Origin of the sequence: Bradyrhizobium sp. A11 (genome assembly GCF_042077125.1) — a bacterium.
In the GTDB taxonomy this organism is placed as follows: domain Bacteria; phylum Pseudomonadota; class Alphaproteobacteria; order Rhizobiales; family Xanthobacteraceae; genus Bradyrhizobium; species Bradyrhizobium japonicum_B.
In genome coordinates, this window is sequence record NZ_CP149509.1 from 6,550,702 (window position 1) to 6,576,469 (window position 25,768).

The following is a 25,768-nucleotide window of genomic DNA, read 5'->3' on the forward strand; positions in this document are numbered from 1 at the left end:
GGCGCCACAACTGGCAGTTAGGTGACGCAGGGAATTTGTTAAGGCGGGCTTTCCCGCGCCGCTACAATTGAAGGCCGGCGTGCAAACCCTCCGCCGTCGTCCCGGACGAGCGAAGCGAAGATCCGGGATCCATAACCACAGGGAGTGGTTTGGCGAAGACTCGGAATTATCTGCTCGCTCCACAAGCACGTTCTTGGAGTATGGGTCCCGGATCTACGCGCGCCTTAAGGGCGCGCTTGTCCGGGACGACGGCGGAGCGTGACGCACCAGCGCGTCTTACGCCGCCCTGATATTCCCCATGAAGCGATCGAGCTCGGCGCGCAGGCGGGTGCTTTCGGACGACAGCGTCTTGGCCGAGTGCAGCACCTCCTCCGAGGCCGAGCCGGTCTCGGCGGCGCCGCGGTTGACCTGACCGATATCGGTGGCCGCGGTCTGGGTGCCCTGCGCCACGGTCTGGACGCTGCGCGCGATCTCCTGCGTCGCCGCGCCCTGCTGCTCGACCGCGCTGGCGATCGACGTCGAGATCGACGAGATCTGGCCGATGGTCGCCCCGATCTCCTTGATCGCGGCAACCGATTCGGCGGTGGCGCCCTGCATGCCCGCGATGTGCGAGGAGATCTCGTCGGTCGCCTTCGCGGTCTGGCTCGCCAGCGACTTCACCTCGCTGGCGACCACGGCAAAGCCGCGCCCGGCTTCGCCGGCGCGCGCCGCCTCGATGGTGGCATTGAGCGCCAGAAGGTTGGTCTGCTCGGCGATCGCCGTGATCAGCTTGACCACTTCGCCGATCTGCTGGGCCGCATGCGAGAGCTTTCCGATGCGCCCGTCGGTTTCCTTGGCCTGGACCACGGCGGCCTCGGCGATGCGGCTTGAATCTCGGACCTGGCGGCCGATCTCCTCGACCGAGGCGGACAGCTCCTCGGTCGCGGTGGCGACCGACTGCATGTTGGAGGAGGCCTGCTCGGAGACGCCGGCGACCTGGCTCGACAGGCTCTGGGTGGTTTCGGCGGTGCGGGTCAGGGTGGAGGCCGCCGATTCCAGCTGCACGGCCGAGGCCGAGACGTTGGAGACGATGGCGCCGACCGCGCTCTCGAAATCGTCGGCGAAGCGGATCAGCTCGGCGCGGCGGCTTGCGGCCTGCTCCCGGTTCTGGACCTCGCTGGCAGCGGCGTCACGCTCGGCTTTTGCAACAGCCTGAACCTTGAACTCCTCGACCGCGCCGGCCATCTCGCCGATCTCGTCCTTGCGGCCGAGACCCGGCAGCACGACGTCGAAATTGCCCGAGGCGAGCTCCCGCATCGCCTTGCACATCGCGATCATCGGACGCGAGATGCCGGTACCGAGCACGAAGGCGAGAAGCGCACCGAGCAGCGTGCCGCCGACGGCGAGGATCAGAACCAGCCGCTCGGTCCGCCCGATGGTCGCTTCCGACTCCGAGTCGAGCCGTTGCTGTTCGGCGACGAGGTCCGCCTTCATGGCACTGGCGCCTTGCAGGATCGCACCGGCCGAGCCGCTCATCTCGGTGACGAGGTCGTCGACCAGCTTGGCTTTCGCGATCAGCTTTTCCAGCGCGTCGCGATAGGCGGCGAGAAGCGCCTTGGCCTCCTTCAGGCCGGCGACGACCTTTTCGTCCATGGAATAGACCGCGCCGAGCGAGTTCTCGACGAACTTCAGCCGCGCCATCGCGCTTGCCCCGACGGCCTGGTCCGAGTTGAGGATGAAGTTGCTCGCGGCTGCACTGGCGGTCTGGAATTGGGCGTTGACCTGCTTGGTGCCGAATTCGATCGCCTGCGCCTCGGAGTCGGAGGCGTTGTTGCCGATGTCGTCGAGCTTGTATTTCAGCAGGTTGGCGTTGCGCTGAAGCTGATTCTGGACCAGGAGCGCGCTGTCACGCTTGGCCTGCAGGATCTTGGCGAAGGTCGCCGAGAAGTTGGAGAATTCCTTCGCGAGCTTGTTGAGGCTCTCCAGCCGCGCCGGGTTCTTGGCATTCTTGATGGCCTGATCGATCGCATCCTTAAGGCTGGCCTCGGCGTCCAACGCCGCCTTGGCGTCGTCCTCCTTGCCGGTCACCACGAAATAACGGGCCGCCGCACGATAGCCGAGCAGCTCGCGATCGATATTGCGGGCGAGATCGGCCTCCGAGACGCTGCTGCGGTAGGATCCTACGCCCTCAGCAACGCGCTCGAAGCCGAAATAGGCGAAGCCGAGGCTTACCGCTGAGATGGCGAGCACGACCGCGAAGCCCAGGATGATCTTGGCGCGGAACCTGAGCGTGGGAAATAGCGTGCGCTTTGACGGCGAATTGATACGCCCGGACATTCCCACCCCCAGATCGGTTCTTGCAAAGTGCAGCACGGCCGGGAGCAGCCCACGCCCGACCCGGGATGAAAATTAGGGCAGATTCGTCAAGGGCCGGTAAATTCCCGCCTGAACGCCACAGGTCGCGAAACACACGTTCCGCGGATTCGGCCGCAATGTTGCGACCAGACGAAAAAGGCCATACTCTTTGGGCACTTGTCAGGCACTCGGCATCAGACCGGGCGGGTCCTTGAGGGAGAAACGGAGTGGGGCAAACCGACTTTCGGTTTGGCGGTGCATCCGGCGTTGCCGTCGCGAAGTCGAAGGCCGCGGGCGTCGCGCAAGCCGTTGCCGACCTCGCCGATCAGCTCCCATCCGAGGAGCTGGCACTCATCCTGCTCTTCGTCTCCCCATGCTACGATCCGCACCAATTCATCGCGGAGATCAGCCGGCAATTCGACGGGACCCAGGTCTGCGGTTGCACCACGGCCGGCGAGCTCGCGCCTGACGGCTGGGACGAGAACAGCGTCGTTGCTCTCGCCTTCAGCCGCGCCGACTTCTCGGCCGTGGTGCGGCCGATTCTCAATCTCGACGGTTTTCGCGTCGAGGACGGCCGCAGGATCGGCACCGAGCTGCGGCAGGAATTGCTGCGGGAATCGTCCCAGGGCGAACGCGGAAATCCGTTCGGCCTGGTTCTGATCGACGGCCTGTGCCGCCGCGAAGAAGCCGTGATGTCCGCGATCTATGCCTCGCTCGACGACATTCCCATCGTCGGGGGATCGGCGGGCGACGGCATGCGGTTCGAGCGCACCTGGGTGTTTTTCGACGGCAAGGCCTACACCAATGCCGCCCTGCTGATCCTGTTGAGCACGTCGCTGCCGTTCCGGGTCTTCAAGTGTGACAATTTCGAACCACGGCCCCAGAAGATGGTGGTCACCGAGGCCGACACCGAGAATCGAACCGTCAGGGAGCTGAACGCCGAGCCCGCGGCCGAGGAATATTCCCGCGTCGTCGGGATCATGGACGAAAAGCTCGACCCGTTCTCGTTCGCCTCGCATCCCGTTCTGGTCCGGGTCGGCGGCTCCTATTACGCCCGGTCGATCCAGCGCGTCGAACCGGACGGCTCGCTGCACTTCTTCTGCGCCATCGACGAAGGCATGGTGCTGACGGCGGCGACGTCGCGCAGCCTGGTCGGCACGACGCGCGAGGCCTTCGCGGAGACGCGCGACCAGATCGGCGAGGTCTCGCTCTATATCGGTTTCGAATGCCTGCTGCGCCGGCTCGATGCCGAACAGCACCAGCTCGCCCGCGACATGTCCGAGCTCTACCGCCAGAATCGCGTCGTCGGCTTTCATACCTACGGCGAGCAGTTCGGCTCGATGCACGTGAACCAGACCTTCACCGGCGTCGCCATCGGCAGGCGTCCCGCGTGACCGGGCCGTGGCAGGACCCCGATGCGGTCGAGCAGCTGCAGCGGGAGGCCGCGAAGCTGAAGAAGATCAATGCCGCGCTGATGTCGCGCGTCGAGCGCTCGATGGACCAGCAGCTCAACGCCTTCTCGCTGTTCGAGACCGCCATCGCGCTCGACCGCCAGGTCCGGGACCGGACCTACCAATTGCGCGAGGCGCTGCATTCGATCGAGCGCGCCAATGAGGGCCTGTATCGCGCCAAGCAGCAGGCCGAAGCCGCCAGCTCGCTCAAATCGTCCGTCCTGATCTCGGTCACCCACGATCTGCTGCAGCCGCTGAACGCGGCGCGCCTGACGCTGTCGGCGCTGGCCGAGATGATGGAGGCGCAGGAGGCGGGTCTGCTGATCGACCAGGTCGACCGCTCGCTGGTGACGCTGGAGGATCTGTTGCGCTCGTTGCTGGAGATCGCCAAGCTCGACGCCGGCGCGCTCAGGCCCGACGTGCGTCCGCTGGCGCTGGCGCCGCTGTTCGAGCAGCTTCGCAACGAATTCGCGCCGCTCGCTGCGCGGCAGGGCCTGTCCTTGCGCATCCGCAGCTCGCCGGTCGCGGTGTCGTCGGACGCGATGATGCTCCGGCGCGTGCTGCAGAACCTGCTCGCCAATGCCATCCGCTACACCCGCAGCGGCGGCGTCGTGATGGGGTGCAGGCGCCGCGGCAACCGCATCTGCGTCCAGGTCTCCGACACCGGGCCGGGAATCGCGCAGACGCAACAGGAGGCCATCTTTCGCGAATTCCAGCGCGGCGAAGCCAGCGCCACCGACCAGGCTGGGTTCGGGCTGGGCCTCTCCATCGTTCGCCGCTTCGCAACCGTGCTCGGACACGAGGTGCGGCTGTCGTCGCAGGTCGGCAAGGGATCGACGTTCGTCCTCGAGCTCGAGCCGGCCGATCTCGCCGAGGTCAGCGACGAGGTGCACGAGCCCAAGCTCAGCGAACGTCAATATGGCGGCCTCGAAGGCGCCAAGATTTTGCTGGTCGAGAACGATCCATCCGGCTCCGAGGCCATGGCCGCCCTGCTGGAAGGGTGGGGCTGCGACGTCGCGACCACGCCCTCGGCTGCGGACGCGCTGCTGCGCCTCAGCGAGCTGGGCGGAGCGCCCGACGCGGTCATCGCCGATCTTCATCTCGATCACGGCGAGAGCGGATTGTCGGCGATCGCCGACATCCGGGCGCAGCTGAAGCTCGACGTGCCCGCGATGATCATCACCGCCGATTATTCCGAGAAGGCCGCCAAGCAAGCGAGCCTCTCCGGGCTCGAAGTCTTGAAGAAGCCGGTCAAGCCGGCAGAGATGCGCGCGCTGTTATCGTTCCTGCTGAGCTAGCGCCGCACGGACGCGCTCACCCAAATATCGCAAAACAACCCCATGCACAGTAGCGGTAATAAATTACATGCCGCCAATGGCATGCTTTGTTTGTCGATTCACCGAGGCAGCGGCACCGACCTGCGACACAGGACCGGTGAAGTCCGCCTCACTGCTGATCCGACTGTGCGCGATCGTGCTTGGCCCGGCCCCCGTCGCTCGCCAGCGTCGCGAAATCGATTCGCGACATCTCGACAATCACCTTGGTGCGGCTGACGACGTTCAGCTTGCGCAGGATGTCCGAGACATGGACCTTCACGGTGGTCTCGGAAATCTTCAGCTCATAGGCGATCTGCTTGTTCTGAAGACCGCGCTTGAGCATTTCCAGGACCCGCAATTGCTGCGGCGTCAGATCATGCAGCCGCTTCAGCAGATCATGGGCGGGACTGGGGGCCCGCTGCGGTCGCAATGCGCGATAGGCATCGGGCAGGCAGACGAGACCCTGCAACGCCTCGCCGATCGACTGGGCCAGTTCCTGCTTGGAGCAGGATTTGAAGATGTAACCGGCGACGCCCAGCGACAGCGCGCCGGAGATGATTCTGGGATCCTGATGTCCCGACACGATGACGACGGGGACCTTCGGGAAGGCCTTGCGGATGCGAACGATGCCCGACAGGCCGGTCGTGCCCGGCATCGACAGATCGAGCAGCAGGAGATCGAGCTCGGCGCCCGCCGACAGCTGCTCCAGCGCGCCGTCGACCGAAGTCGCCTGCAGGATCTCGGCTCCGGGCGCCACCATTTGCAGCGCGCCTTCGAGCGCCTCGCGGAACAACGGATGGTCTTCGACAATCAGAAATCGGGTCACGCGTCAGCCATCCCCAAAACGTTGCCGGGTGTCGGGCTTGACCCGAGACTGTACCGGCCGGCGCGCGCCGGCTTGATCGAGGTCAACAACGGCCAGACCGATCCAAGGCCGATCATTGCGGCCTGCCGCGGTCGGCCCGCGCATAGGGCCGGTTCCTCGGGTCGGGCAGGTCCATCTTGCCGATCTCGATGATCGCCTTGTTGCGGCTGAACAGACCGAGCTTGCGCAGGATCTCGGTGATGTGCGCCTTGACCGTGGATTCTGCGAGCTGCAGCTCCTGGGCGATCTGCCGGTTCGGGTAGCCGCGGCGCAGCAGGTCCAGAACCCGGATCTGCTGCGGCGTGAGCTCGCGGAGCTTGACCTCGAGGGCCTTGCTGGTCTCGGCCTTGCGCCGCTGCGGCGTCGCCACGAAATCCCGCGGCACCGACACCGATCCTGAGAGCACGCCCTCGATCGAGGCGGCCAGCTCGCGCTTCGACGTCGACTTCGGCAGGTAGCCGGCCGCGCCGAGCGCCAGCGCTTCGCGGACCACGTGCTGGTCCTCCTCGCTCGATACGATGGCGACCGGCAGGCGCGGATAGGTCTCGCGCAAGCGGAGGAAGCCGGAGAAGCCGGTCGCATCCGGCAGCGACAGATCGAGCAGCGCAAGGTCGATCCCCTGCTCGGCCGACAGGATGTCCAGCGCATCCTCGATCGACATCGCCTCCAGGATGCGGGCCTCCGGCAGTGCCAGCCGCACGGCGTTGCCCAGAGCTTCGCGAAACAGCGGATGATCGTCGATGATCAGGAAGCTGGCCATGGCGCCTTCCAAAGGATCCGCCGCACCCGGCGGCAGCAGCGCACCCACCCGTGCCGGTCCGGCGCCGAAATGATGCAGCATGGATGCTACCACATCTTGCCCGTCCGTTCAGTCGTTCGATTCGACCTGCACCGTCAGCAGGAAGGAATAGATGCTGTCGAACTGGTTGTCGGTGAAGACCTCCTTCCACGCCGGCATGCCCTTGGCCGGTCGCCCGTCATGCACGGTCTTCAGGAAGGTGTCGCGCATGTCGTCGCCGTAGCGGTGACGCAACAGCCGCAGGTCGATCTTCCGCTCGCTCTGGATGGCGTCGGGGCCGTGGCAATGCGCGCAGGTTCCGTTGAAGATCTCCTTGCCTGCACGCGCAGTCTCCGCACTCGGCGCCGCTGCATCGCCCTTGGTCTCGGTCGCCACCACATTTGCGACCTGTCCTACGGCCGCGCCGGGCCCCGCTCCGGTCGTGGTTCCCGCCGCCACGGCCTCGGCCGAGCCGAAGCGGATGGACTGTCCGGCCGGCAAGCCGTATTTCACCGCGAGAGCGGCGATCGTCGTCCGAAGTGTCGGCAGGATCGCATCGACGCGGTCGCGGAGCTCGGTGGATCCCTTCGCGAAGCCGATGGCGGCATCCCATGACAGGCCTTCGCCTTCGGTGAGCCGGATCTGATAGCGATCGTTGTAGGCGGTCATGTTCAGCCAGCCGGCGACGGGCCCCCAGATGAAGGCGACGTCCGCCCGGCCCTGGTCGAGCGCCTGCATGGCTTCCTCGGGTGACAGCACGGTCACCTTCCGGATGTCGTCACGCGTCGCGAGCAGGTTTTGCGGCGTGCTGGCGTATTGGACGGCGACGCGTTTGCCTCTGAGGTCGTCCACGCCGCCGATCGCCTGACCTTTCGCGGCGACCAGCGCATAGCCTTCCTTCGCAATGGTGTCGGAGAAGATCACGGCCGGCCCCATGAAATCCTCGGATCGCGGCAAGCCGATCATGGCGTCGCATTGCTTGCCCAGCAGCGTGACCCGCACGGTCCGCTTGCCGAAATAGGATTTGTACCAGTCGTACGTGATCGGTTGGCCGAGCGCCTGCGCCAGCGCCTGGCCGATTTCGACATAGAAGCCCGGCTGCGCCGGATTATCGCTCGAGAACGGCAGATTGGTCGGATCGGCGCACAAGCGGAACGGCTTCGTCTCGTCGGCATGAACGGCCGGGACCGATGCAATCGTCGCGGAGATTGCGGCCCATGCGAGCCGTCCCGCGATGCTGTGATGTCGGCGCTTGCCGTTCCCTGGATTGGTCGGACGCATCCTCGTCTCCGGCAGTTGGGAATGGGTGGATCAGGCGCTGCGGCATGGGGTCTGAGCCAAGGTCAGGCCGATGCCGTCGCCGCGCGATGTCGAGAAAGCGCGCGCGTATCCCGTCTCCTTCGGGATACGCGCGCGAGTCGTCACTGGACGGAGAACACGAAGAGAGAACCGCCCTCGGGAGCTGCGGCCGTCATCTTCTTTCCAATATCGCCCAGGAACGCAGGTATCGCGGCCGTACGACCGACGACGATGGCGACGTATTGCTTGCCGCCGACCTCATAGGTCACCGGCCCCGCGCCGATGCCGGAGCCGAGATTTCTGCTCCAGAGCACCTTGCCGCTCTTCGCATCGATGGCGCGGAAGTCGCCGTGAAGGTTGCCGGCGAACACCAGGCCGCCGCCGGTGGTCAGCGTGCCGCCGTTGAAAGGCAGGTCTTCCTTGATCGACCAGACCTTTTTCTGCGCCACCGGATCCCAGGCCACGAGCTCGCCGAGGAAGCCGCCGGGGCCTTCCTTGGTGGGGAATTCGGCGCCGAGATAGAACACGCCGCGCTTGTAGGAGACGTCGGAGACCGACCAGTCCATGCAGACGTTGTTCGAGGGGATGTAGACGAGGCCAGTCTGCGGATTGAAGGACATCGGCTGCCAGTTCTTGCCGCCGATCAGGTTCGGGCAGATGTCCTTGGCGGGATGGCCCGGCCCCGGACGCTTGTCCGGGTCTTCCATCGCGCGCATGGTGTTGACGTCCCACTTCGTCGCCCAGTTGGAGAAGACGTATTTCTCCGCCGAGAGCACCTTGCCGGTCTCGCGGTTGGCGACGAAGAAGTAGCCGTTGCGATCCGCTTTCATCAGCGCCGGAACGGTGTTGCCGCCGATCTTCAGGTCCGCGAGCACGGCCTCGTTGACCCCATCATAGTCCCAGGCGTCGGCCGGCGTGGTCTGGATGTGCCACTTGATCTTGCCGGTGTTTGGATCGAGCGCGAGCGTCGAAGCGGTGTAGAGGTTGGTCAGCTTGCCGAAATTGCCGTCGCCGGTCGAACGGACGCCGGTGTTCCACGGACCGGGATTGCTGGTGCCCCAATAGACTGTGTCGGTCTTGGGATCGTAGGAGCCGACCAGCCAGGCCGCGCCGCCGCCATGCTGGGCGGAATCGCCCTTCCAGGTGTCGCCGCCGGGCTCGTCCGGACTCGGGACCGTGAAGGTCTGCCACAATTGCTTGCCGGTGTTGATGTCGAAGGCCTGGAGCGAGCCGCGCACGCCGTATTCGCCGCCGCCGAACCCGGTGATGACCTTGTCGCGCACGACCAGCGGAGGCGAGGTGATGACCGAGCCCTGCTTGTAATCGACGACCTTGGTGGTCCACAGCGACTTGCCCGTGGCGGCATCGAGCGCCGTCAGCTTGCCGTCGAGACGGCCGACGAAGATCTTGCCGTCCGCATAGGAGACGCCGCGATTGTTCACGTCGCAGCAGGCATATTGCAGCACGTCCTCGGGAATCTCGGGCTCCCAGGTCCATTTGCGCTGCCCCGTCGCGGCATCGAGCGCATAGACGTATTTCGGGCCCCAGGAGCTAGACACGTACAGCGTGTTGCCGATGACGATCGGCGAGGATTCGTTCGAGCGCAGCGACGCCAGCGAGAACGAATAAGCGAGCGTCAGCTTGCCGGCGTTCTCGGTGTTGATCTGCTTGAGCGGGCTGTAGCGCGTATTGGCGTAGTCGTGGCCGGCAACGGCCCACTGGTTTGACTCGGATTGCGCCTTGATCACCGAGTCGTTGGCGCGAACGCCTGAGTTCACGGCGGCCAGCACCGCAATCATCGAGATGCCAGCCAAGAATCCCTTCGTTCCAAAGGTCATGTATTCCCTCCACGATGTTGTTGTGCACGCCACGTTGGACGCCGGAGCGCATTGCGCTCGCGATGCGCAGTTAGTCTGCGAACCATCGTTGGAAATTACAGCATCGGCTTCTCGCGCTTAGTATAGGCGGAAGGTAGTAGTGCAAATCATTGGCGGCTTTCGCCGCTCATCTCGTTGTCGCGCCTCGCGTCTTGGCCTTGTTTTGCAGCTCGAAACGCGCAATCGAATTCAGGCAGCACACCGCCTCCGCCCGCGCATCGGTCACGATGACGGCGCTACCAATGCGGCGAAGTTGTCGAAGAAGCTCGCGGCAAGTTTTCGCGATGTCGAATCGATCAGCCGCGCGCCGAGCTGCGCGAGCTTGCCGCCGATCTGCGCGTCGGCTTCGTAATGCAGGATGGTGACGTCCGGCGTCTCTTCGGCGAGCCTGACCTTCGCGCCGCCCTTGGCAAAGCCGGCGACGCCGCCGGCGCCCTCGCCGACGATGCGGTAGCCGTGGGGCGCATCGATATCGGTCAGCGTGACCTTGCCGCTGAACGTCGCCTTCACCGGGCCGACCTTCAGCACCACAATGGCCGTCATCTCCGTGGGCGAGGTCATCTCCAGCGATTGGCAGCCGGGAATGCAGCGTCTCAGAATCTCGGGATCGTTGAGCGCGGCCCAGACCTTCGCTTTCGACGCCGGGATGCGCTGGCTGTCGTTCATCTGCATCGTTCCACCCTCCATTGTGCTTGGCCAGCGCGGATAGGGCGGCACAAGCCGTCGAACAATCGCCAGGAAGTAGGAGGCGAGCGGACGCCGTGCGAACGGCGGGGCACAATGTCCGTCACCTGAAAATATCAACAGCAAAATCAATTACTTAGATTTCAGCCGTATACTACCAAGATCGCGATTACAAAGCCGCGGGCACGTGCTCCTATTCACGCCAAGGAACAAGACAGCGAGGGGAGAACGACGTGCGACAGGGCTGAACTCGCGCGCAAGCGGCGGAGATACGCGGCATCGACGCTGCGATATTGCCGAGGAGGCGATGCCGAACTCTCCAGACCTGGCTTGCGGCCGCGCCACGTGTTGGCGACGGCTTGCAGCGTCATGACCGAATCGCGCGCCGCGACGATGACCACTCCGTGACGCCGGATCATCAAAATGCCAGTTGCAAAGTTCCGTTGCGCTGTCTCTAATTAGAACCAATCAAAATCACTTTGGGAGGACTTCAAGTGTCTACAGTCAAACTGACGGTGAACGGCAAGGCCGTTGCCGTCGATGTCGAGGACCGCACGCTGCTGGTCCAGCTTCTGCGCGATCACCTCAACCTCACCGGGACCCATGTCGGCTGCGACACCAGCCAGTGCGGAGCCTGCGTGGTCCATATGGATGGCAAGGCGGTGAAATCCTGCACCATGCTGGCGGGCCAGGCCGACGGCGCCACCATCACCACCATCGAGGGCATCGCCAAGGGCGACGAGCTGCACCCGATGCAGGCCGCCTTCCGCGACAATCACGGCCTGCAATGCGGCTATTGCACGCCGGGCATGATCATGTCGGCGATCGACATCGTGCATCGCCATGGGGGTCAGCTCGACGAAGCCACCGTCCGCAGCGAGCTGGAAGGCAATATCTGCCGCTGTACCGGCTACCACAACATCGTCAAGGCAGTGCTGGATGCAGCCGGGCGCATGAAGGTCTCGCAGGCGGCCGAGTAAAGCGGCGCGCCTCGAAAGAAGAATCCGCCTGCGGCTTTCGAAGGAAAGCGCAGCCATAAAATTTCCGGTCGGGAGGACCAGACATGGGTGTTGAAGGTATCGGCGCGCGCGTCGTGCGCAAGGAAGACAAGCGTTTCATCACCGGCAAGGGCCGCTACGTCGACGACATCAAGCTGACGGGCATGACCCATGCCCATTTCATCCGCAGCCCGCACGCCCACGCCAAGGTGAAGAAGATCGATTCGTCCGCCGCGCTGAAGATGCCGGGCGTGGTCGCGGTGCTCACGGGCCGAGAGATCGTCGACGACAAGGTCGGCAATTTGATCTGCGGCTGGGCCATCACCTCCAAGGACGGCAGCCCGATGAAGATGGGCGCATGGCCGGCGATGGCGCCGGAGACGGTGCGCTTCGTCGGACAGGCCGTCGCGGTCGTGATCGCCGAAAGCAAGAATCTGGCGCGCGATGCCGCGGAAGCGGTCGTCGTCGATTATGAAGAGCTTCCCGCGGTCGCCGACGTCCAGGCCGCGATCAAATCTGGCGCGCCGCAGCTTCATCCCGAAGCGCCCGGCAACCAGGTCTATGACTGGGTGATCGGCGACGAGGGCGCCACCGATGCGGCCTTCGCCAAGGCCGCCAATGTGGTCAAGCTCGACGTCACCAACAACCGCCTCGCCCCCAATGCCATGGAGCCGCGGGCGGCGATCGCCGATTACGACGCGGCGGAAGAGCATTTCACGCTCTACACGACCTCGCAGAACCCGCACGTCGCCCGCCTCGTGCTGTCGGCGTTCTACAACATCGCGCCCGAGCACAAGCTGCGCGTGATCGCCCCCGATGTCGGCGGCGGCTTCGGCTCCAAGATCTTCATCTATCCCGAGGAGATGGTGGCGCTGTGGGCCTCGAAGAAGGTCGGCCGTCCCGTGAAATGGACCGGCGACCGCACCGAGGCCTTCCTCACCGACGCGCATGGCCGCGACCATGTCACCCATGCCGAGATGGCGTTCGACGCCAACAACAAGATCGTCGGCTTGAAGGTGAAGACTTACGCCAATTTCGGCGCCTACATGTCGCTGTTCTCGTCCTCGGTGCCGACCTATCTCTACGCGACGCTGCTGTCGGGCCAGTACAACATCCCGGCGATCCATGCCGAGGTGATCGGGGTCTACACCAATACCACGCCGGTCGACGCCTATCGTGGCGCAGGCCGTCCCGAGGCCAGCTATCTGATCGAACGTTTGATGGAAACGGCGGCCCGGCAGCTCAAGGTCGATCCGGCCGAGCTGCGGCGGACCAATTTCATCACCCAATTCCCGCACCAGACGCCCGTGATCATGGCCTACGACACCGGCGACTTCAACGCCTCGCTCGATGCCGCGATGAAGGCGATCGATTATGCCGGCTTCCCCGCCCGCAAGGCCAAGGCGAAAGCCGACGGCAAGCTGCGCGGCATCGGCGTGTCCTGCTACATCGAGGCCTGCGGCATCGCGCCGTCGAAGGCGGTCGGCAGCCTGGGCGCCGGCGTCGGCCTGTGGGAATCGGCCGAGGTGCGCGTCAATCCGGTCGGCACCATCGAGATCCTGACGGGGTCGCACAGCCACGGCCAGGGTCACGAGACCACGTTCTGCCAGCTCGTCGCGGAGCGCCTCGGCGTTCCCATCAGCCAGGTCTCGATCGTCCACGGCGACACCGACAAGGTGCAGTTCGGCATGGGCACCTACGGCTCGCGCTCGGCCGCCGTCGGCCTTACCGCGATCCTGAAGGCGATGGAGAAGATGGAAGCGAAGGCCAAGAAGATTGCAGCCCATGCGCTGGAAGCTTCCGAGGCCGACATCGTCATCGAGAACGGCGAGTTCAAGGTGACCGGCACCGACAAGGCGATCGCCCTGCCGATGGTCGCGCTCGCGGCGTACACCGCGCACAATCTGCCTGACGGGATGGAGCCGGGCCTGAAGGAGAGCGCCTTCTACGACCCGACCAACTTCACCTTCCCGGCCGGCACCTATATCTGCGAGCTCGAGGTCGATCCCGGCACCGGCAAGACGTCCTTCGTCAACTTCGTCGCGGCCGACGATTTCGGCCGGCTGATCAACCCGATGATCGTCGAAGGCCAGGTCCATGGCGGCCTTGTTCAAGGCATCGGACAGGCCCTGCTCGAGCATGCGATCTACGATGCCAACGGCCAGCCGGTCACGGCTTCGTTCATGGACTACGCCATGCCGCGCGCCGACGACGTGCCCTCCTTCAACCTCTCCCACACCACGACGCTGTGTCCGGGCAATCCCTTGGGCATCAAGGGTTGCGGTGAGGCCGGCGCGATCGGGGCGTCCGCGGCCGTGATCAACGCGATCACGGATGCGATCGGCAAGAACAATCTGGAAATGCCCGCGACCCCTGACCGGGTGTGGCGCACGATCCACGCGGCTTAAGAGGGAGCATCAAAGATGTACCAGACCACCTATCATCGCGCCTCCTCGGTCGACGAGGCCGTCAGCCTGTTCGGCAAGAGCAGCGAAGCGAAATTCCTTGCCGGCGGCCAGACGCTGCTGCCTGTGATGAAGCAGCGCCTCGCAAGCCCCTCCGACGTCATCGACCTCGGCAAGATCAAGGAGCTGCAGGGCGTCGAGTTGTCGGGCGACACGCTGACCATCAAGGCCGCCACCACCTATTACGACATCATGACAAATGCCGACGTGAAGAAAGCTATCCCTGCGATCGCCCATCTCACCTCGGTGCTGGGCGACCCTGCCGTACGCTATCGCGGCACGATCGGCGGCTCGATTGCCAACAACGATCCCGCCGCGGACTTCCCGGCCGCGCTGCTCGCGCTCGGCGCCACCGTCAAGACCAACAAGCGGTCGATCGCGGCGGACGACTTCTTCAAGGGCCTGTTCACCACGGCCCTGGAGGACGGCGAGATCATCACCGCCGTGTCGTTCCCGGTGCCGGCAAAGGCGGGCTACGAGAAGATGCGCCATCCGGCCTCGCGCTTCGCGCTGACCGGGGTGTTCGTGGCCCAGACCAAGGCGGGCGAGGTTCGCGTCGCCGCGACCGGCGCCTCGCAGAGCGGCGTGATGCGGGTCCCCGCCATCGAAGCCGCGCTGAAGGCGAACTGGTCGCCGGCAGCGATCGATGGCGTCAGCATCTCGGCGAACGGATTGCTGGCCGATATCCACGGCACCGCGGAGTATCGCGCCAATCTCGTCAAGGTGATGGCGCAGCGCGCGGTGACCGCTGCGCGCTGATAGCGTCTCGACACAAATTTTCCGCGGCGCGCACTTCGGTGCGCGCCGTTTTATTTTGACCATGCGGCATGAAAACCGCTTGCCTCGCTGGCGCGAAGGCGAGAAAAGTTAATCGGCCGATTAACTCGCTCAACAGAAGAAACGTCAGAGGCGATTGCCGCATCAGGCGCATGCGCCCGCGACCCGAGGAAACAACAACGTGCTCGACAAACCAGCCCCCACCTCGACCGTCCGCAGCTCCGGCCCGCTCTCGGGCTTCCGCATCGTCGAATTCGCCGGCATCGGGCCCGGCCCGTTCGCCTGCATGATGCTGGCGGACATGGGCGCCGACGTCGTCACGCTCGACCGCGTCGGTGCGAAGAAGAACATGAAGTCGGTCGCGGGTCGCGGTCGCAAGGTGATCGAGCTCGACCTCAAGGACAAGGCGGCGATCGCGCAAGTGCTCGATCTGCTCGCGAGCGCCGATGCGCTGGTCGAAGGTTTTCGGCCCGGCGTGATGGAGCGGCTCGGCCTTGGGCCCGACATCGTGCTCGCGCGCAACCCCAAGCTGGTCTATGGCCGCATGACCGGCTGGGGCCAGGACGGCCCGCTCGCCAACGCCGCCGGCCACGACATCAATTACATCTCGATCACCGGCGCGCTCGCCGCCATCGGCACGAAGGAAGCGCCGGTGCCGCCGCTCAATCTGGTCGGCGATTTCGGCGGCGGCGCGCTCTATCTCGTCGTCGGCGTGCTCGCGGCGCTGCTGGACGCGCAGAGATCAGGCAAGGGCCAGGTCGTCGACGCCGCCATGTGCGACGGCGCGGCCTCGCTGATGTCGTTCTTCTTCGACATGACCAATATGGGGCGCTGGACCGAGGGGCGCGACCAGAACTTCCTCGACGGCGGCGCGCATTTCTACGGCGTCTATGAATGCGCCTGCGGTCATTTCATCTCGATCGGCTCGATCGAGCCGCAATTCTACGCGCTGCTGCGCCAGCACGCCGGCCTGACCGACGCCGATTTCGACGCGCAGATGAATCCCAAGGCGTGGCCGGCGCTGAAGGAGAAGCTCAAGGCGGTGTTCAAGAGCAAGACGCGCGAGGATTGGTGCAAGATCATGGAAGGCACCGACATCTGCTTCGCGCCGGTGCTGACCATGTCGGAGGCGACAAGGCATCCGCACATGGTCGCCCGCAACGTGTTCATCGAGCGCCACGGCGTGAAGCAGCCCGGTCCCGCGCCGCGCTTCTCGCGCACGCCTTCGGCGGTGCGCGAGCCGGAGCCGGCGGAGATCGCCGCGGTGGCGCAAGCCTGGAAGACGGCACGCTCCTGAGGGCCCGGCGGAAATCGAGGGAACTACGTCATTCGCGATCCGCGCACGATCTGCGATGATCGCGGTCGATCCCGGAGATTTGCCATGGCCCTCCAGCTTCGGCCGAACTGCGAATATTGCGACCGCGACCTGCCGCCAACCGCGACGGACGCGCGGATCTGCTCCTACGAATGCACGTTCTGCGCGGACTGCGTCGAGACCAAGCTGTCCAATGTCTGCCCGAACTGCGGCGGCGGCTTTGCGCCGCGCCCGATCAGACCGGCGCAGGAATGGCGGCCGGGCGTCTGCACCGCGAAGCAGACGCCGTCCGACAAGCGGGTGCATCTGAAATACAGCCTCGAGGACGTCGCCGCGCATTGCGCGCGGATCAAGGACGTGCCGCCAGACAAGCGCTAGGTCTCGTAGGGTGGGCAAAGGCGCTCTTGCGCCGTGCCCACGTGACAGACAGCGTGGGCACGCTTCGCTTTGCCCACTCTACGAGACCTCGCGCGCGGCCTACTCCGCCGGCAGAATCGTCCCCTCGACCTCGCCGAAGCCGACGCGGTAGCCTTTGCCCTGGCACCAGCCGCGCATGATGAGGCTGTCGCCGTCCTCCAGGAACGAGCGCCTGGTGCCGCCGGGAAGCTCAACCGGCTCGGTGCCGTTCCAGCTGATCTCGAGCAGGCTGCCGCGCTGGTTCTTCTCCGGGCCGGAGATGGTGCCGCTGCCGAGGAGATCGCCGACATTCATGGCGCAGCCTGAGGAGGCGTGGTGCATCAGCTGCTGCACCGAGGACCAGTACATGTACTTGAAATTGGTGCGGCTGATGCTGGCGGGCGCGTTGGCGCCGGCGGCGCGCAAGGCGACGTCGAGCTCGACATCGTAGTTCTGCGGCTTGCTCTGCTTGAGATAATCGAGCGGCACCGGCTCCTGCTCCGGCCCCTTCAGCCGGAACGGCTCCAGCGCCTCGCGCGTCACCACCCACGGGCTGATCGAGGTCGCGAAGGCCTTGGCGAGGAACGGGCCGAGCGGCACATATTCCCATTGCTGGATGTCGCGCGCGCTCCAGTCGTTGAGCAGCACGAAGCCGAAGATCATCTCCTCCGCCTGTTGCTCGTTGAGCATGCCGCCCATCGGCGAGGGCTGGCCGATCACGACTCCCATCTCCAGCTCGAAGTCGAGCCGCTTGCACGGCGCAAAGCTCGGCACCTCCACATTGGGCGGCTTCAGCTGCCCGCGCGGGCGCTTCACCTTGGTGCCGGAGACCACGACGGTGGAGGCACGGCCGTTATAGGCGATCGGCATGTGCAGCCAATTCGGCTGCAGCGCATTGTCCTTGCCGCGGAACATCACCCCGACATTGGTGGCGTGCTCCTTCGAGGAATAGAAATCGGTGTAGCCGGAGACGGCGAAGGGCAGATGCAGCTTGGCATCGCGCATCGGCACCAGCGACTGCTTGCGCAGCTCCTCGTTGTCGCGCAGCTCTGGATGATCGTGGCGCAACAGCTCGCTGATCCGTGCCCGTGTCCTTGCCCAGACCTTCGGCCCCAGCGCCATGAAGGGGTTGAGCGACGCTCCGGAGAACACGCCGAGCGGACCGACATCGAGCCGGGAATCCTGCTCGAGCACCCAGAGATCGAGCACGTAATCGCCGATCGCAACGCCGACGCGCGCGGTCGGATTGACCGCGGTCGAGAACACGCCGTAAGGCAGGTTCTGGATCGGGAAGTCGGAGGAAGGATCGACCTCGATGAAGGAGCGCAGGCTGGGGTCGTTGGGGTGGGGCATGGGTTTCCTGTGGCGCAGCGGTGACGGTGTCACCCTCCCCTGGAGGGGGAGGGTCGGCTCACATTGAGCGCAGCGAAATATGAGACGGGGTGGGGTGATCTCTCAACACGGGCAGTCTTCCTTGCGGAGAGACCGTCACCCCACCCCGCTACGCATTCCGCTTTCGCTGCATGCGTAGCGACCCTCCCCCTCCAGGGGAGGGTAAGAGGCATCACGGCTTGCTCGGGTCGAACTTCTTCTCCAGGCCCTTCCAGCAATCCGCGTAGTCGTCCTGGAGCGTGGCGGCGTTGGCCGCGTGGGCGGTGACGCGCTGCGGGTAGCGGGTCTCGAACATGAAGGCCATGGTGCCGGTCAGCTTCACCGGCTTCAATTCGCCGTTGCTGGCGTGCTCGAAGGCGTCGCGGTCGGGGCCGTGCGGCAGCATGCAATTGTGCAGGCTCATGCCGCCGGGGACGAAGCCTTGCGGTTTGGCGTCGTAGACGCCGTAGATCAGGCCCATGAACTCGCTCATGATGTTCATGTGGTACCAGGGCGGGCGGAAAGTGTTGTCGGCCACCATCCAGCGCTCGGGGAAGATCACGAAATCGATATTCGCGGTGCCCGCGGTCTCCGACGGCGAGGTCAGCACGGTGAAGATCGAGGGATCGGGATGATCGAACCCGATCGCGCCGACCGGCGAGAAGGTACGCAGATCATATTTGTAAGGCGCGTAATTGCCGTGCCAGGCGACGACGTCGATCGGCGAATGGCCGAGCTGCGTCCTGAACAGCGCGCCGCCCCATTTCACGTAGAGCTCGGTCGGCGTGTCCTTGTCCTCGTAATGCGCCACCGGTGTGAGGAAATCGCGCGCATTGGCGAGGCAATTGGCGCCGATCGGCCCGCGCTCCGGCAGCGTGAAGGCACCGCCGTAATTCTCGCAGAGATAGCCGCGCGCCGGCCCATTCGGGATCTCGACGCGGAACTTGACGCCGCGCGGGATCACCACGATCTCGCCGGGCTCGGCATCGATGCGACCGAACTCCGTGACGAGCCGAAGATTGCCCTGCTGCAGCACGAACATCAGCTCGCCGTCGGCATTGTAGAAATGCTGGTCCACCATCGACTTGGTGATGAGGTAGACATGCGCGGCCATGCCGGCTTGCGTGTTGACATCGCCGGCCGTCGTCATGGTCTGCACGCCCTGCACGAAGGTGACGTCCTCCTTCGGCAGCGGCGTCGGATCCCAGCGCAGCTGCGCGATCGGCAGATCATATTCATGGCACGGCGCCGAGCGCCACAGCCCGGCATCGACCTTCTCGAACCGTCCCGAATGCTTCACCGAGGGGCGGATGCGGTAGAGCCAGGAGCGCTCATTGCTGCCGCGCGGCGCGGTGAAGGGCGAGCCGGACAATTGCTCGGCATAGAGTCCGTAGGCGCAGCGCTGCGGCGAGTTGCGCCCGATCGGCAGCGCGCCGGGCAGCGCCTCGGTCTCAAAGCTGTTGCCGAAACCGGACATGTAGCCCGGCGTCACCTGCGCCGAGCTGCGGATGATCTGATCGGGCGAGGTGTTGATGTTCATGACTATCCTCCTCCTTGCAGGGCAGCCCACATCTCCTGGTCGCGCTTGTCGGTCCAGATCACGGGATCGTCGATCCCCGACGCCTCGTCATAGGCGCGCGACACGTTGAACGGCAGGCAGTGCTCGTAGATGGCGAAGCTGGAGAACTTCGGATCCATCACCTCGCGCGTCGCCGCCATCGATTCCTTCAAGCTGCGGCCCCTGGCGACGGAGATCTCGGCGGCGCCGTAGAGCGAGGTGACGAAATCGCGCGTCATCGCGATGGCCTCGCGCACCGTGGCCGTACCCTTCAGCGCGTCGCCGCGGCCCGGCGCGATGGCCTTGGGATTGAAGTTGCGGATTTCGTTCAGCGTCATCGGCCATTCGCGCAAATGCGCATCGCCGCAATAGCAGGCCGAGTGATATTCGATCAGATCGCCGGAGAACATGACCTCGGCATCCGGCACCCAGGCGACGATGTCGCCCGAGGTGTGGCCGGCTCCGAGCTGCATCAAGCGCACCTCGCGCTTGCCGAGGTAGATCGTCATCTCGCCTTCGAAGGTCAGCGTCGGCCAAGTCAGGCCGGGGATGCTCTGCGCGTCCTGGAACAGGCGCGGGAAGCGGCCGTATTCGGAATCCCAATCCTGCTTGCCGCGCTCGGCGATCAGCCGATAGGTCTCCTGCGAGGCGACGATGCCCTGCGCCTTGTAGGCGGAGGCCCCCAGCACCCGCACGGCGTGATAATGCGACAGCACGACATATTTGATCGGCTTGTCGGTGACCGCGCGCACGCGCTCGATCACCTTGTTCGCCATCGCCGGCGTCGCCTGCGCGTCGAACACGAGGCAGCCGTCGTCGCCGACGATCACGGCCGTGTTCGGGTCGCCCTCGGCGGTGAAGGCATAGAGATCGGTGCCGATCTCGGAGAAGGTGATCTTCTTCTCGGCGAGATCGCCGGTGGATGCGAAGTTCTTCGCCATCAATTCGTCCTTTGAGTCCTGAGGTTATTGCTGCTGTTGTTGCTGCTGCTGCTGGCCGTCGATCATGCGGCGCTTGGCGAGCCCGATCGCCTCGCGCAGCACGTCGATGTCGCCGATATGGTTGGCGAGGATCAGCACCAGCGCCGCGTCGAGATCGGCGCTCTGCTCCTCGGTGAGCCCGCGATGCGCTTCGACGACGGCGCGAAAGGCATCGTCAGGCCGCGCGAAATTGGAGTCGGTGGAGAGCGGCATGCAAGACCTCGATTCAAGCCGTCAATTCAAACCTTGGGCGCGCGACAGCGCCGCAGCGACGGCTTCGCGCGTCGGATGGCGGAAGCGCGCCGTGACGTAACCGTCGGGCCTGAGCAGATAGGCCGTGCCGGGCTCGCCATCATAGCGCTTGGCGACGAGGCCGGAGGGATCGGCAAGCCCTCCCTCGCCGCCGATCCGGATCGCCTTGACGCCGGCGGGCGGATCGATTGCGGCACCATTGCTGAACGACAGCAGGGTGAAGTCCGTTCCGCCTTTGCGGAATGCATCCGTCAGGTAGGCCTGCCCGGCGATCGGCGCATCGAGCATGGAACAGCCGGGAGGAGGCCCTCCGTGCCAGGCATCGGCATCCGGCGACGACAACGGGGAGTCGTAGCTGCACGGCACCGACAGCCGGCCGCCATTGACCATTCGCTTGCCGAACTCGGTCTCCTTGGCGAGCGACAGCACCGCCTTGCGCAGCCGCGCTTCCTGATGCGAGTTCGGCGCCATGAAATCGGTCGAGCGGGTGGATTGGCGGATGTTCTCGTCGGCCGCCATGCTGCGCTCGGCATGATAGCTTTCGAGCAGGCTCGCAGGCGACGTGCCGCGCAGCACGCGGTCGAGCTTCCACGAGAGATTTTCCGCGTCCTCGAGCCCGGAATTGGCGCCACGCGCACCGAACGGCGAAACCTGGTGCGCGGAATCGCCGGCGAAGATCACGCGGCCGTGGATGAAGCGATCCATCCGCCGGCACTGGAATTTGTAGAGCGAGATCCATTCGAACTCGAACTTGTCGTGGCCCAGCATGCGCGCGATCCGCGGCCGCACGTTCTCGGGCTTCTTTTCGACCACGGGATCGGCATAGCGATTGAGCTGAAGATCGATGCGCCAGACGTCGTCGGGCTGCTTGTGCAGCAGCGCGGAGCGGCCGGCATGGAACGGCGGATCGAACCAGAACCAGCGCTCGGTCGGGAATTCCGCCGTCATCTTGACGTCAGCGATCAGGAACTGGTCCTCGAACACCTGCCCCGCGAACTCGGCGCCGACCATCTGCCGCAGCGAGGACCGCGCGCCGTCGCAGGCGATGACATATTGCGCATGCAGGCGATAGGCGCCCTCCGGCGTCTCGATCGTCAGCGCCACACCGTCGTTGCGCTGCTCCAGCGCCGTCACCTTGTTGCGCCAGCGCAGATCGATCTCGGGAAGCTCGCTGACGCGATCGACCAGATAAGCCTCGGCGTAATATTGCTGAAGATTGATGAAGGCCGGCCGCTTGTGGCCGTCTTCAGGCAGGAGGTTGAATTGGTAGAGCTGGGACTCCCCGTGAAAGATCCGGCCGACGCTCCAGACCACGCCCTTGGCGACCATGCGGTCGCCGACGCCGAGCCGGTCCCAATATTCCAGCGACCGCTTCGAGAAGCAGATCGCGCGCGAGCCCTCGCCGATGCGGTCGGCGTCATCCAGCAGGACGACGCGCTGGCCGCGCTGGGCCAGATCGATCGCAAGCGACAGCCCGACCGGGCCGGCGCCGACAACCACGACCGGATGCTCGGCCGGGCTTTGGCTGGCGCGGTCCTGATCGGGATGGCGGCGATAACCGAACTGGGCTTTGGCCTGATGCGTCGTGGGTTGCGCCATACACTAACCTCGGCTCTGGTCAGGAGAGCACTGATCTGCTAGATAGTCTCACGTGCAACTATTTTGGACCGGAGCCGGCCGGCCGTCAACTGGAATTCGGAGCACTCCCTTGGCGAGGACATCCAGCGACACCGCACTGAAGGCGCGCGAGGCCGATCAGGCCGCAGTGCGGCGAGAGCCGCGGCTCGATCTGTTCAAGTTCGTGCCGTTCCGGCTCAACCGGCTCGCGGCCGAAGTCAGTTCCGCGCTCGCGGTCGAATATCAGGAACGCCACGGTCTCGACATCCCGGCCTGGCGCGTGATCGCCACGCTCGGGTTCCGTAACGATGCCTGCAGCGCGCAGTTCATCGCGCAATGCACCCGCACGCACAAATCCACCATCAGCCGCGCGGTGACCGCGCTGCTCAACCAGGATCTGATCGAGCGGGTCGAGAACGCGGCCGACCGCCGCGAATTCCGCCTGCAACTGACGGCGAAGGGCCGCGCCCTCTACGAGCAACTGTTCCCGCAATTGCTGCGGCGTGAAGACGAGATCCTGTCCTGTCTCTCGGCGCAGGAGCGCAAGCAGTTGTCCATGCTGCTCGGCAAGATCGAGCAGAGCCTCGATTTGATTCAGACCAGCGAAGAGGCGGATGCGAAGCAGGCGTATTAACGCGTGTGCCCATAAAGCGGACATCGACGAAGCACGCCCACGTCCGCGATGGGCCAAATGCTGACGTGGCCACTGCTTCAACCTGTCCCGATTCCGCTACTGGCTTCGCTGCGCATTGAGGCATTCCCGGCCCGCCGATGACTGCGCGTGTGAAGGCCGCGAAGCAAAAGCGAGACCTCCTGATGAGCTATCACCACCAGACAACAAAAAGCCCCGGACGAGGCCGGGGCTTTGAGCTGTTGATGTTGATTAGGTTTGCCAGATCAGTACTTCGCGACCACCGGGCCGCCGAAGCGATAGCTGACACCCGCACGCACCGTGTGGAACACCGGATCATGCTCGTACGAGAAGGCGGGGAACGCCACGGTCGAGTTGTTCCGGAAGTTGCCGAAGTCGGTGTAGCGATACTCGACACGAGCCGACCAGTTGGGCGTGAAACCGTACTCCCAGCCGGCGCCGACGGTCCAGCCGGTGCGGGTGGTGGAGACGGTCTCAAACAGAGCGTTCGCGAGCACGTAGGTGTGGTCCATATCGGCCCAGGCCGCACCGCCCGTCACGTAGAGCAGCGAATTGTTGAAAGCGACGCCGAGGCGGCCGCGGATAGAGGCTTGAGCATCGATCCGGAAATCGGTGCCGTTGAGGTTTCCAAGGCGATAACCGCCACTGACGTCGGCGCCTTCGATGTCGCCTTCGAGACCGAAGACGAACTGGCCGAACTGCCAATTGTAGCCAACGTGACCACCGCCAACGACGCCGTCAGCGTTGAAGCCCTGGACAAAGCCCGTGGGAAGGCCAGTTGCATCGGTGAACTCACGGGTGCTGTTGTCTCCCCAGGCGTAACCGACCTGCGCACCGATGTAGAAGCCGGTCCAGTTATAAACGGCGGCGACGGGCGCGGGCGCCTTGGTGTAGGGCCGGGCGGCCAGATCGGCGGCTGACGCGCCGGCGGTGCCGAGGACGAGAGCGGCAGCGGCGATGGCGAGCTTTTTCATTATATCTTCCCCAATTTTCGAACATGGAATGCGAGTAGTTGATGATGCAGTATAGCCCATGAGTCGCCCTACTAGTGTCACCTGTACGCCACAGCTGCCCGCAATATGAGCAGTGGCCCCACGCTACTCGCTAAGAAGCTGAACCAGTTAGAGAGCCGGAAACTGACTTGAAGGTCAACCTGCCCGATACGGACCTCAAGACCGTGCAAACCATTGTCAGCCATGAACTCAAAGACGAGCGCGGCCGGCCCGTTGGCCAGTACCTATTCGGAAAGGGGCAGGGCCGAACCGTCTTCTTATTTGGAAAGTACAAGGGGACTTTTAAGACTCACGCTGAATGCCAAGCATTCATCGATGGTGTGCTTGCGGTGGTTGGCGAGCGCCACGGCCATCCGTAATGCGCAGGCGCGATGTCCGCTTGGGGTCACAAGGCGACGTCCCGCGGGTAGCGCTGCGAGTCCGCTCGCCCCTCGAAAGCCGGCATCCAGGATCTATGAGCACGAACCCAAGTCGATCGCGGAGGTGCGTAAGCGCCGTCTCGCGGTCGATGCCTCGCATCGCCGCGAGAACCATGAAGGCTGCTGCATCTCGGCCTTCATCCTTCGAGACGCGTGCGAGGGCGCGAGACACTGACGCCATGCTATTTCGCAAACGACCGCGACGGCGGCAGGTGCAGCGCGAAGGCGTCGACCTTGTCGCTGGCACGCGGATAGATTTCCGTCACGATCGGGTCGTGACCGGGAATGAACCGGTCAGGGTGGCCGGCGAGGCGCTCGATCGTCTCCCAGCCCACCGCCATGTCGCCGACATTGTAGACGATCGGGAACGGGCTCCTGCGCTGCAGATTGGCGTAGTAATGCGCGGCATCGGAAGCGAGCACCACCGGCCCGCGCGCGGTTTCGACCTTGACCACCTGCAAGCCGTCGGAATGGCCGCCGACACGATGCACGGTGATTCCGGGCGCGACCTCGCCGTCACCCGAATGAAACGTGACGCGCTCGCCATAGACATGGCGCACCATCTGCGTGACGTGCTCGACCGAGAACGGATGGCGCAGCAGGCCGTTGCACATGCAGCGGCCGGTCGCGTAGGCCATCTCGCGCTCCTGCAAATGGAAGCGCGCCTTGGGGAAACGGTCGAGATTGCCGGCATGGTCGTAGTGCAGATGGGTCACGATGACGTCGCGGATGCTTGATGCCGCGACGCCGAAGCGCTCCAGCGCATCGACCGGGTTGAGCGTCAGCTTGCGCGCCCGCGCGCTCGCCTCCTCGGCATTGAAGCCGGTGTCGACGAGGATGTCGCGGCCGCCGCCGCGGATCAGCCAGACAAAATAGTCGAGATCCTGCGCCGCGCTGTCATGCGGATCGGGCGCCAGGAAGTTCATGCTGGGGGTGCGCGGCGACATCGTCGCATAGCGCAGGGCGTAGATCTCGTAGGCGTTTCCCATGGTTCTTGCTTTTCTGAGTGGGTCTTAGGGGACGATCCAGCGCAGCAAGCCATTGTCCGCGGCAAAGGTCAAACCGCGCGCGGCACGACCGAGGCGGGCCTTCAATGTGAGACCCATCACGTTTTCGGCGGCGGGCTTGCCCTACCATGCCGACAGGATCGAGCCCGATCCCGACGAGGACAGCCATGACACCCTATTTATTTCCCTTGCGGCGCACCCGGGCGTTGCGGTCAATCGTCGCGATAACGCCGAATCTCCAAGCGGTTGACGCCCCCCGCCCCCGGTTTGATAATGAATGAAGCGTAAGTTAAGGTCGCCGCGGCGCAAGCTGGGAACGGCGCCTTTTTGGCTGGACCGCGCTG

The 25,768-nt window shown here is 64.8% G+C and carries 23 protein-coding genes; 9 read left to right on the forward strand and 14 right to left on the reverse strand.

Features of this window, described 5'->3' with window-relative positions:
* Positions 1 to 276: 276 nt before the first annotated feature.
* Entirely contained in the window at positions 277 to 2,316 is a 2,040-nt protein-coding gene (locus WI560_RS30805; RefSeq protein WP_375306171.1) for a methyl-accepting chemotaxis protein, read from the reverse strand.
* Positions 2,317 to 2,561: 245 nt separating this feature from the next.
* Between WI560_RS30805 and WI560_RS30810 the strand changes: the two genes are divergently transcribed.
* Entirely contained in the window at positions 2,562 to 3,728 is a 1,167-nt protein-coding gene (locus WI560_RS30810) for an FIST N-terminal domain-containing protein (RefSeq protein ID WP_375306172.1), read from the forward strand.
* Complete coding sequence (locus WI560_RS30815; RefSeq protein ID WP_375306173.1) at positions 3,725 to 5,083, forward strand: ATP-binding protein; 1,359 nt, start codon at positions 3,725 to 3,727, stop codon at positions 5,081 to 5,083. Before WI560_RS30810 ends, WI560_RS30815 begins: the two co-directional genes overlap by 4 nt.
* A gap of 148 nt (positions 5,084 to 5,231) precedes the next feature.
* On the opposite strand, the gene WI560_RS30820 is transcribed toward WI560_RS30815, so the two are convergent.
* From WI560_RS30820 to WI560_RS30845, 6 genes are all read right to left on the reverse strand, one after another.
* Complete coding sequence (locus WI560_RS30820; protein ID WP_375306174.1) at positions 5,232 to 5,927, reverse strand: response regulator; 696 nt, start codon at positions 5,925 to 5,927, stop codon at positions 5,232 to 5,234.
* A 112-nt stretch (positions 5,928 to 6,039) separates the two neighbouring features.
* Positions 6,040 to 6,726 (reverse strand): response regulator transcription factor, encoded by a 687-nt coding sequence (locus WI560_RS30825; protein WP_135167195.1) that lies wholly within the window; start codon positions 6,724 to 6,726, stop codon positions 6,040 to 6,042.
* Between the two features lie 108 nt (positions 6,727 to 6,834).
* Positions 6,835 to 8,025, reverse strand: a complete 1,191-nt coding sequence (locus WI560_RS30830; RefSeq protein WP_375306175.1) for a c-type cytochrome — start codon at positions 8,023 to 8,025, stop codon at positions 6,835 to 6,837.
* A 140-nt stretch (positions 8,026 to 8,165) separates the two neighbouring features.
* Positions 8,166 to 9,881 carry a PQQ-dependent methanol/ethanol family dehydrogenase gene (locus tag WI560_RS30835; RefSeq protein WP_375306176.1) on the reverse strand — a complete coding sequence of 572 codons (1,716 nt, stop codon included), beginning with the start codon at positions 9,879 to 9,881 and terminating at the stop codon, positions 8,166 to 8,168.
* A 261-nt stretch (positions 9,882 to 10,142) separates the two neighbouring features.
* On the reverse strand, positions 10,143 to 10,592 hold the full coding sequence (locus WI560_RS30840) for a carbon monoxide dehydrogenase subunit G (RefSeq protein WP_375306177.1): 450 nt from the start codon (positions 10,590 to 10,592) through the stop codon (positions 10,143 to 10,145).
* A gap of 209 nt (positions 10,593 to 10,801) precedes the next feature.
* Positions 10,802 to 11,005: a hypothetical protein gene (locus WI560_RS30845; protein WP_375306178.1), complete on the reverse strand. Its 204-nt coding sequence runs from the start codon at positions 11,003 to 11,005 to the stop codon at positions 10,802 to 10,804.
* Between the two features lie 93 nt (positions 11,006 to 11,098).
* Between WI560_RS30845 and WI560_RS30850 the strand changes: the two genes are divergently transcribed.
* From WI560_RS30850 to WI560_RS30870, 5 genes are all read left to right on the forward strand, one after another.
* Positions 11,099 to 11,584, forward strand: coding sequence for a (2Fe-2S)-binding protein (locus WI560_RS30850; RefSeq protein WP_028133164.1), 486 nt, complete (start codon positions 11,099 to 11,101; stop codon positions 11,582 to 11,584).
* A gap of 83 nt (positions 11,585 to 11,667) precedes the next feature.
* Positions 11,668 to 14,010 (forward strand): xanthine dehydrogenase family protein molybdopterin-binding subunit, encoded by a 2,343-nt coding sequence (locus tag WI560_RS30855; protein WP_375306179.1) that lies wholly within the window; start codon positions 11,668 to 11,670, stop codon positions 14,008 to 14,010.
* Positions 14,011 to 14,025: 15 nt separating this feature from the next.
* Positions 14,026 to 14,826, forward strand: coding sequence for an FAD binding domain-containing protein (locus WI560_RS30860; protein ID WP_375306180.1), 801 nt, complete (start codon positions 14,026 to 14,028; stop codon positions 14,824 to 14,826).
* A 199-nt stretch (positions 14,827 to 15,025) separates the two neighbouring features.
* Entirely contained in the window at positions 15,026 to 16,141 is a 1,116-nt protein-coding gene (locus WI560_RS30865) for a CaiB/BaiF CoA transferase family protein (RefSeq protein ID WP_375306181.1), read from the forward strand.
* Positions 16,142 to 16,225: 84 nt separating this feature from the next.
* Positions 16,226 to 16,537, forward strand: a complete 312-nt coding sequence (locus tag WI560_RS30870) for a DUF1272 domain-containing protein (protein ID WP_375306182.1) — start codon at positions 16,226 to 16,228, stop codon at positions 16,535 to 16,537.
* 99 nt (positions 16,538 to 16,636) lie between these two features.
* Here the strand turns inward: WI560_RS30870 and fahA are convergent, their stop codons facing one another.
* From fahA to WI560_RS30895, 5 genes are all read right to left on the reverse strand, one after another.
* A complete protein-coding gene (fahA, locus tag WI560_RS30875) occupies positions 16,637 to 17,908 on the reverse strand; it encodes a fumarylacetoacetase (protein ID WP_375306183.1) in 1,272 nt (423 codons plus the stop codon).
* A 211-nt stretch (positions 17,909 to 18,119) separates the two neighbouring features.
* Positions 18,120 to 19,466: a homogentisate 1,2-dioxygenase gene (gene hmgA / locus WI560_RS30880; RefSeq protein ID WP_375306184.1), complete on the reverse strand. Its 1,347-nt coding sequence runs from the start codon at positions 19,464 to 19,466 to the stop codon at positions 18,120 to 18,122.
* A gap of 2 nt (positions 19,467 to 19,468) precedes the next feature.
* A complete protein-coding gene (locus WI560_RS30885; RefSeq protein WP_375306185.1) occupies positions 19,469 to 20,425 on the reverse strand; it encodes an MBL fold metallo-hydrolase in 957 nt (318 codons plus the stop codon).
* Between the two features lie 24 nt (positions 20,426 to 20,449).
* Positions 20,450 to 20,677: a DUF2783 domain-containing protein gene (locus tag WI560_RS30890; protein WP_375306186.1), complete on the reverse strand. Its 228-nt coding sequence runs from the start codon at positions 20,675 to 20,677 to the stop codon at positions 20,450 to 20,452.
* Positions 20,678 to 20,698: 21 nt separating this feature from the next.
* Positions 20,699 to 22,315 carry an FAD-dependent oxidoreductase gene (locus WI560_RS30895; protein ID WP_375306187.1) on the reverse strand — a complete coding sequence of 539 codons (1,617 nt, stop codon included), beginning with the start codon at positions 22,313 to 22,315 and terminating at the stop codon, positions 20,699 to 20,701.
* 109 nt (positions 22,316 to 22,424) lie between these two features.
* Here WI560_RS30895 and WI560_RS30900 point away from each other — a divergent pair, with 109 nt between their 5' ends.
* A complete protein-coding gene (locus tag WI560_RS30900; RefSeq protein ID WP_375306188.1) occupies positions 22,425 to 22,967 on the forward strand; it encodes a MarR family winged helix-turn-helix transcriptional regulator in 543 nt (180 codons plus the stop codon).
* A gap of 263 nt (positions 22,968 to 23,230) precedes the next feature.
* Here the strand turns inward: WI560_RS30900 and WI560_RS30905 are convergent, their stop codons facing one another.
* A complete protein-coding gene (locus WI560_RS30905; RefSeq protein WP_375306189.1) occupies positions 23,231 to 23,959 on the reverse strand; it encodes an outer membrane protein in 729 nt (242 codons plus the stop codon).
* 167 nt (positions 23,960 to 24,126) lie between these two features.
* On the opposite strand from WI560_RS30905, the gene WI560_RS30910 reads away from it, so the two are divergent.
* Positions 24,127 to 24,357, forward strand: a complete 231-nt coding sequence (locus tag WI560_RS30910; protein ID WP_375306190.1) for a hypothetical protein — start codon at positions 24,127 to 24,129, stop codon at positions 24,355 to 24,357.
* 242 nt (positions 24,358 to 24,599) lie between these two features.
* On the opposite strand, the gene WI560_RS30915 is transcribed toward WI560_RS30910, so the two are convergent.
* Positions 24,600 to 25,406: an N-acyl homoserine lactonase family protein gene (locus WI560_RS30915; RefSeq protein WP_375306191.1), complete on the reverse strand. Its 807-nt coding sequence runs from the start codon at positions 25,404 to 25,406 to the stop codon at positions 24,600 to 24,602.
* Between the last annotated feature and the right edge of the window lie 362 nt (positions 25,407 to 25,768).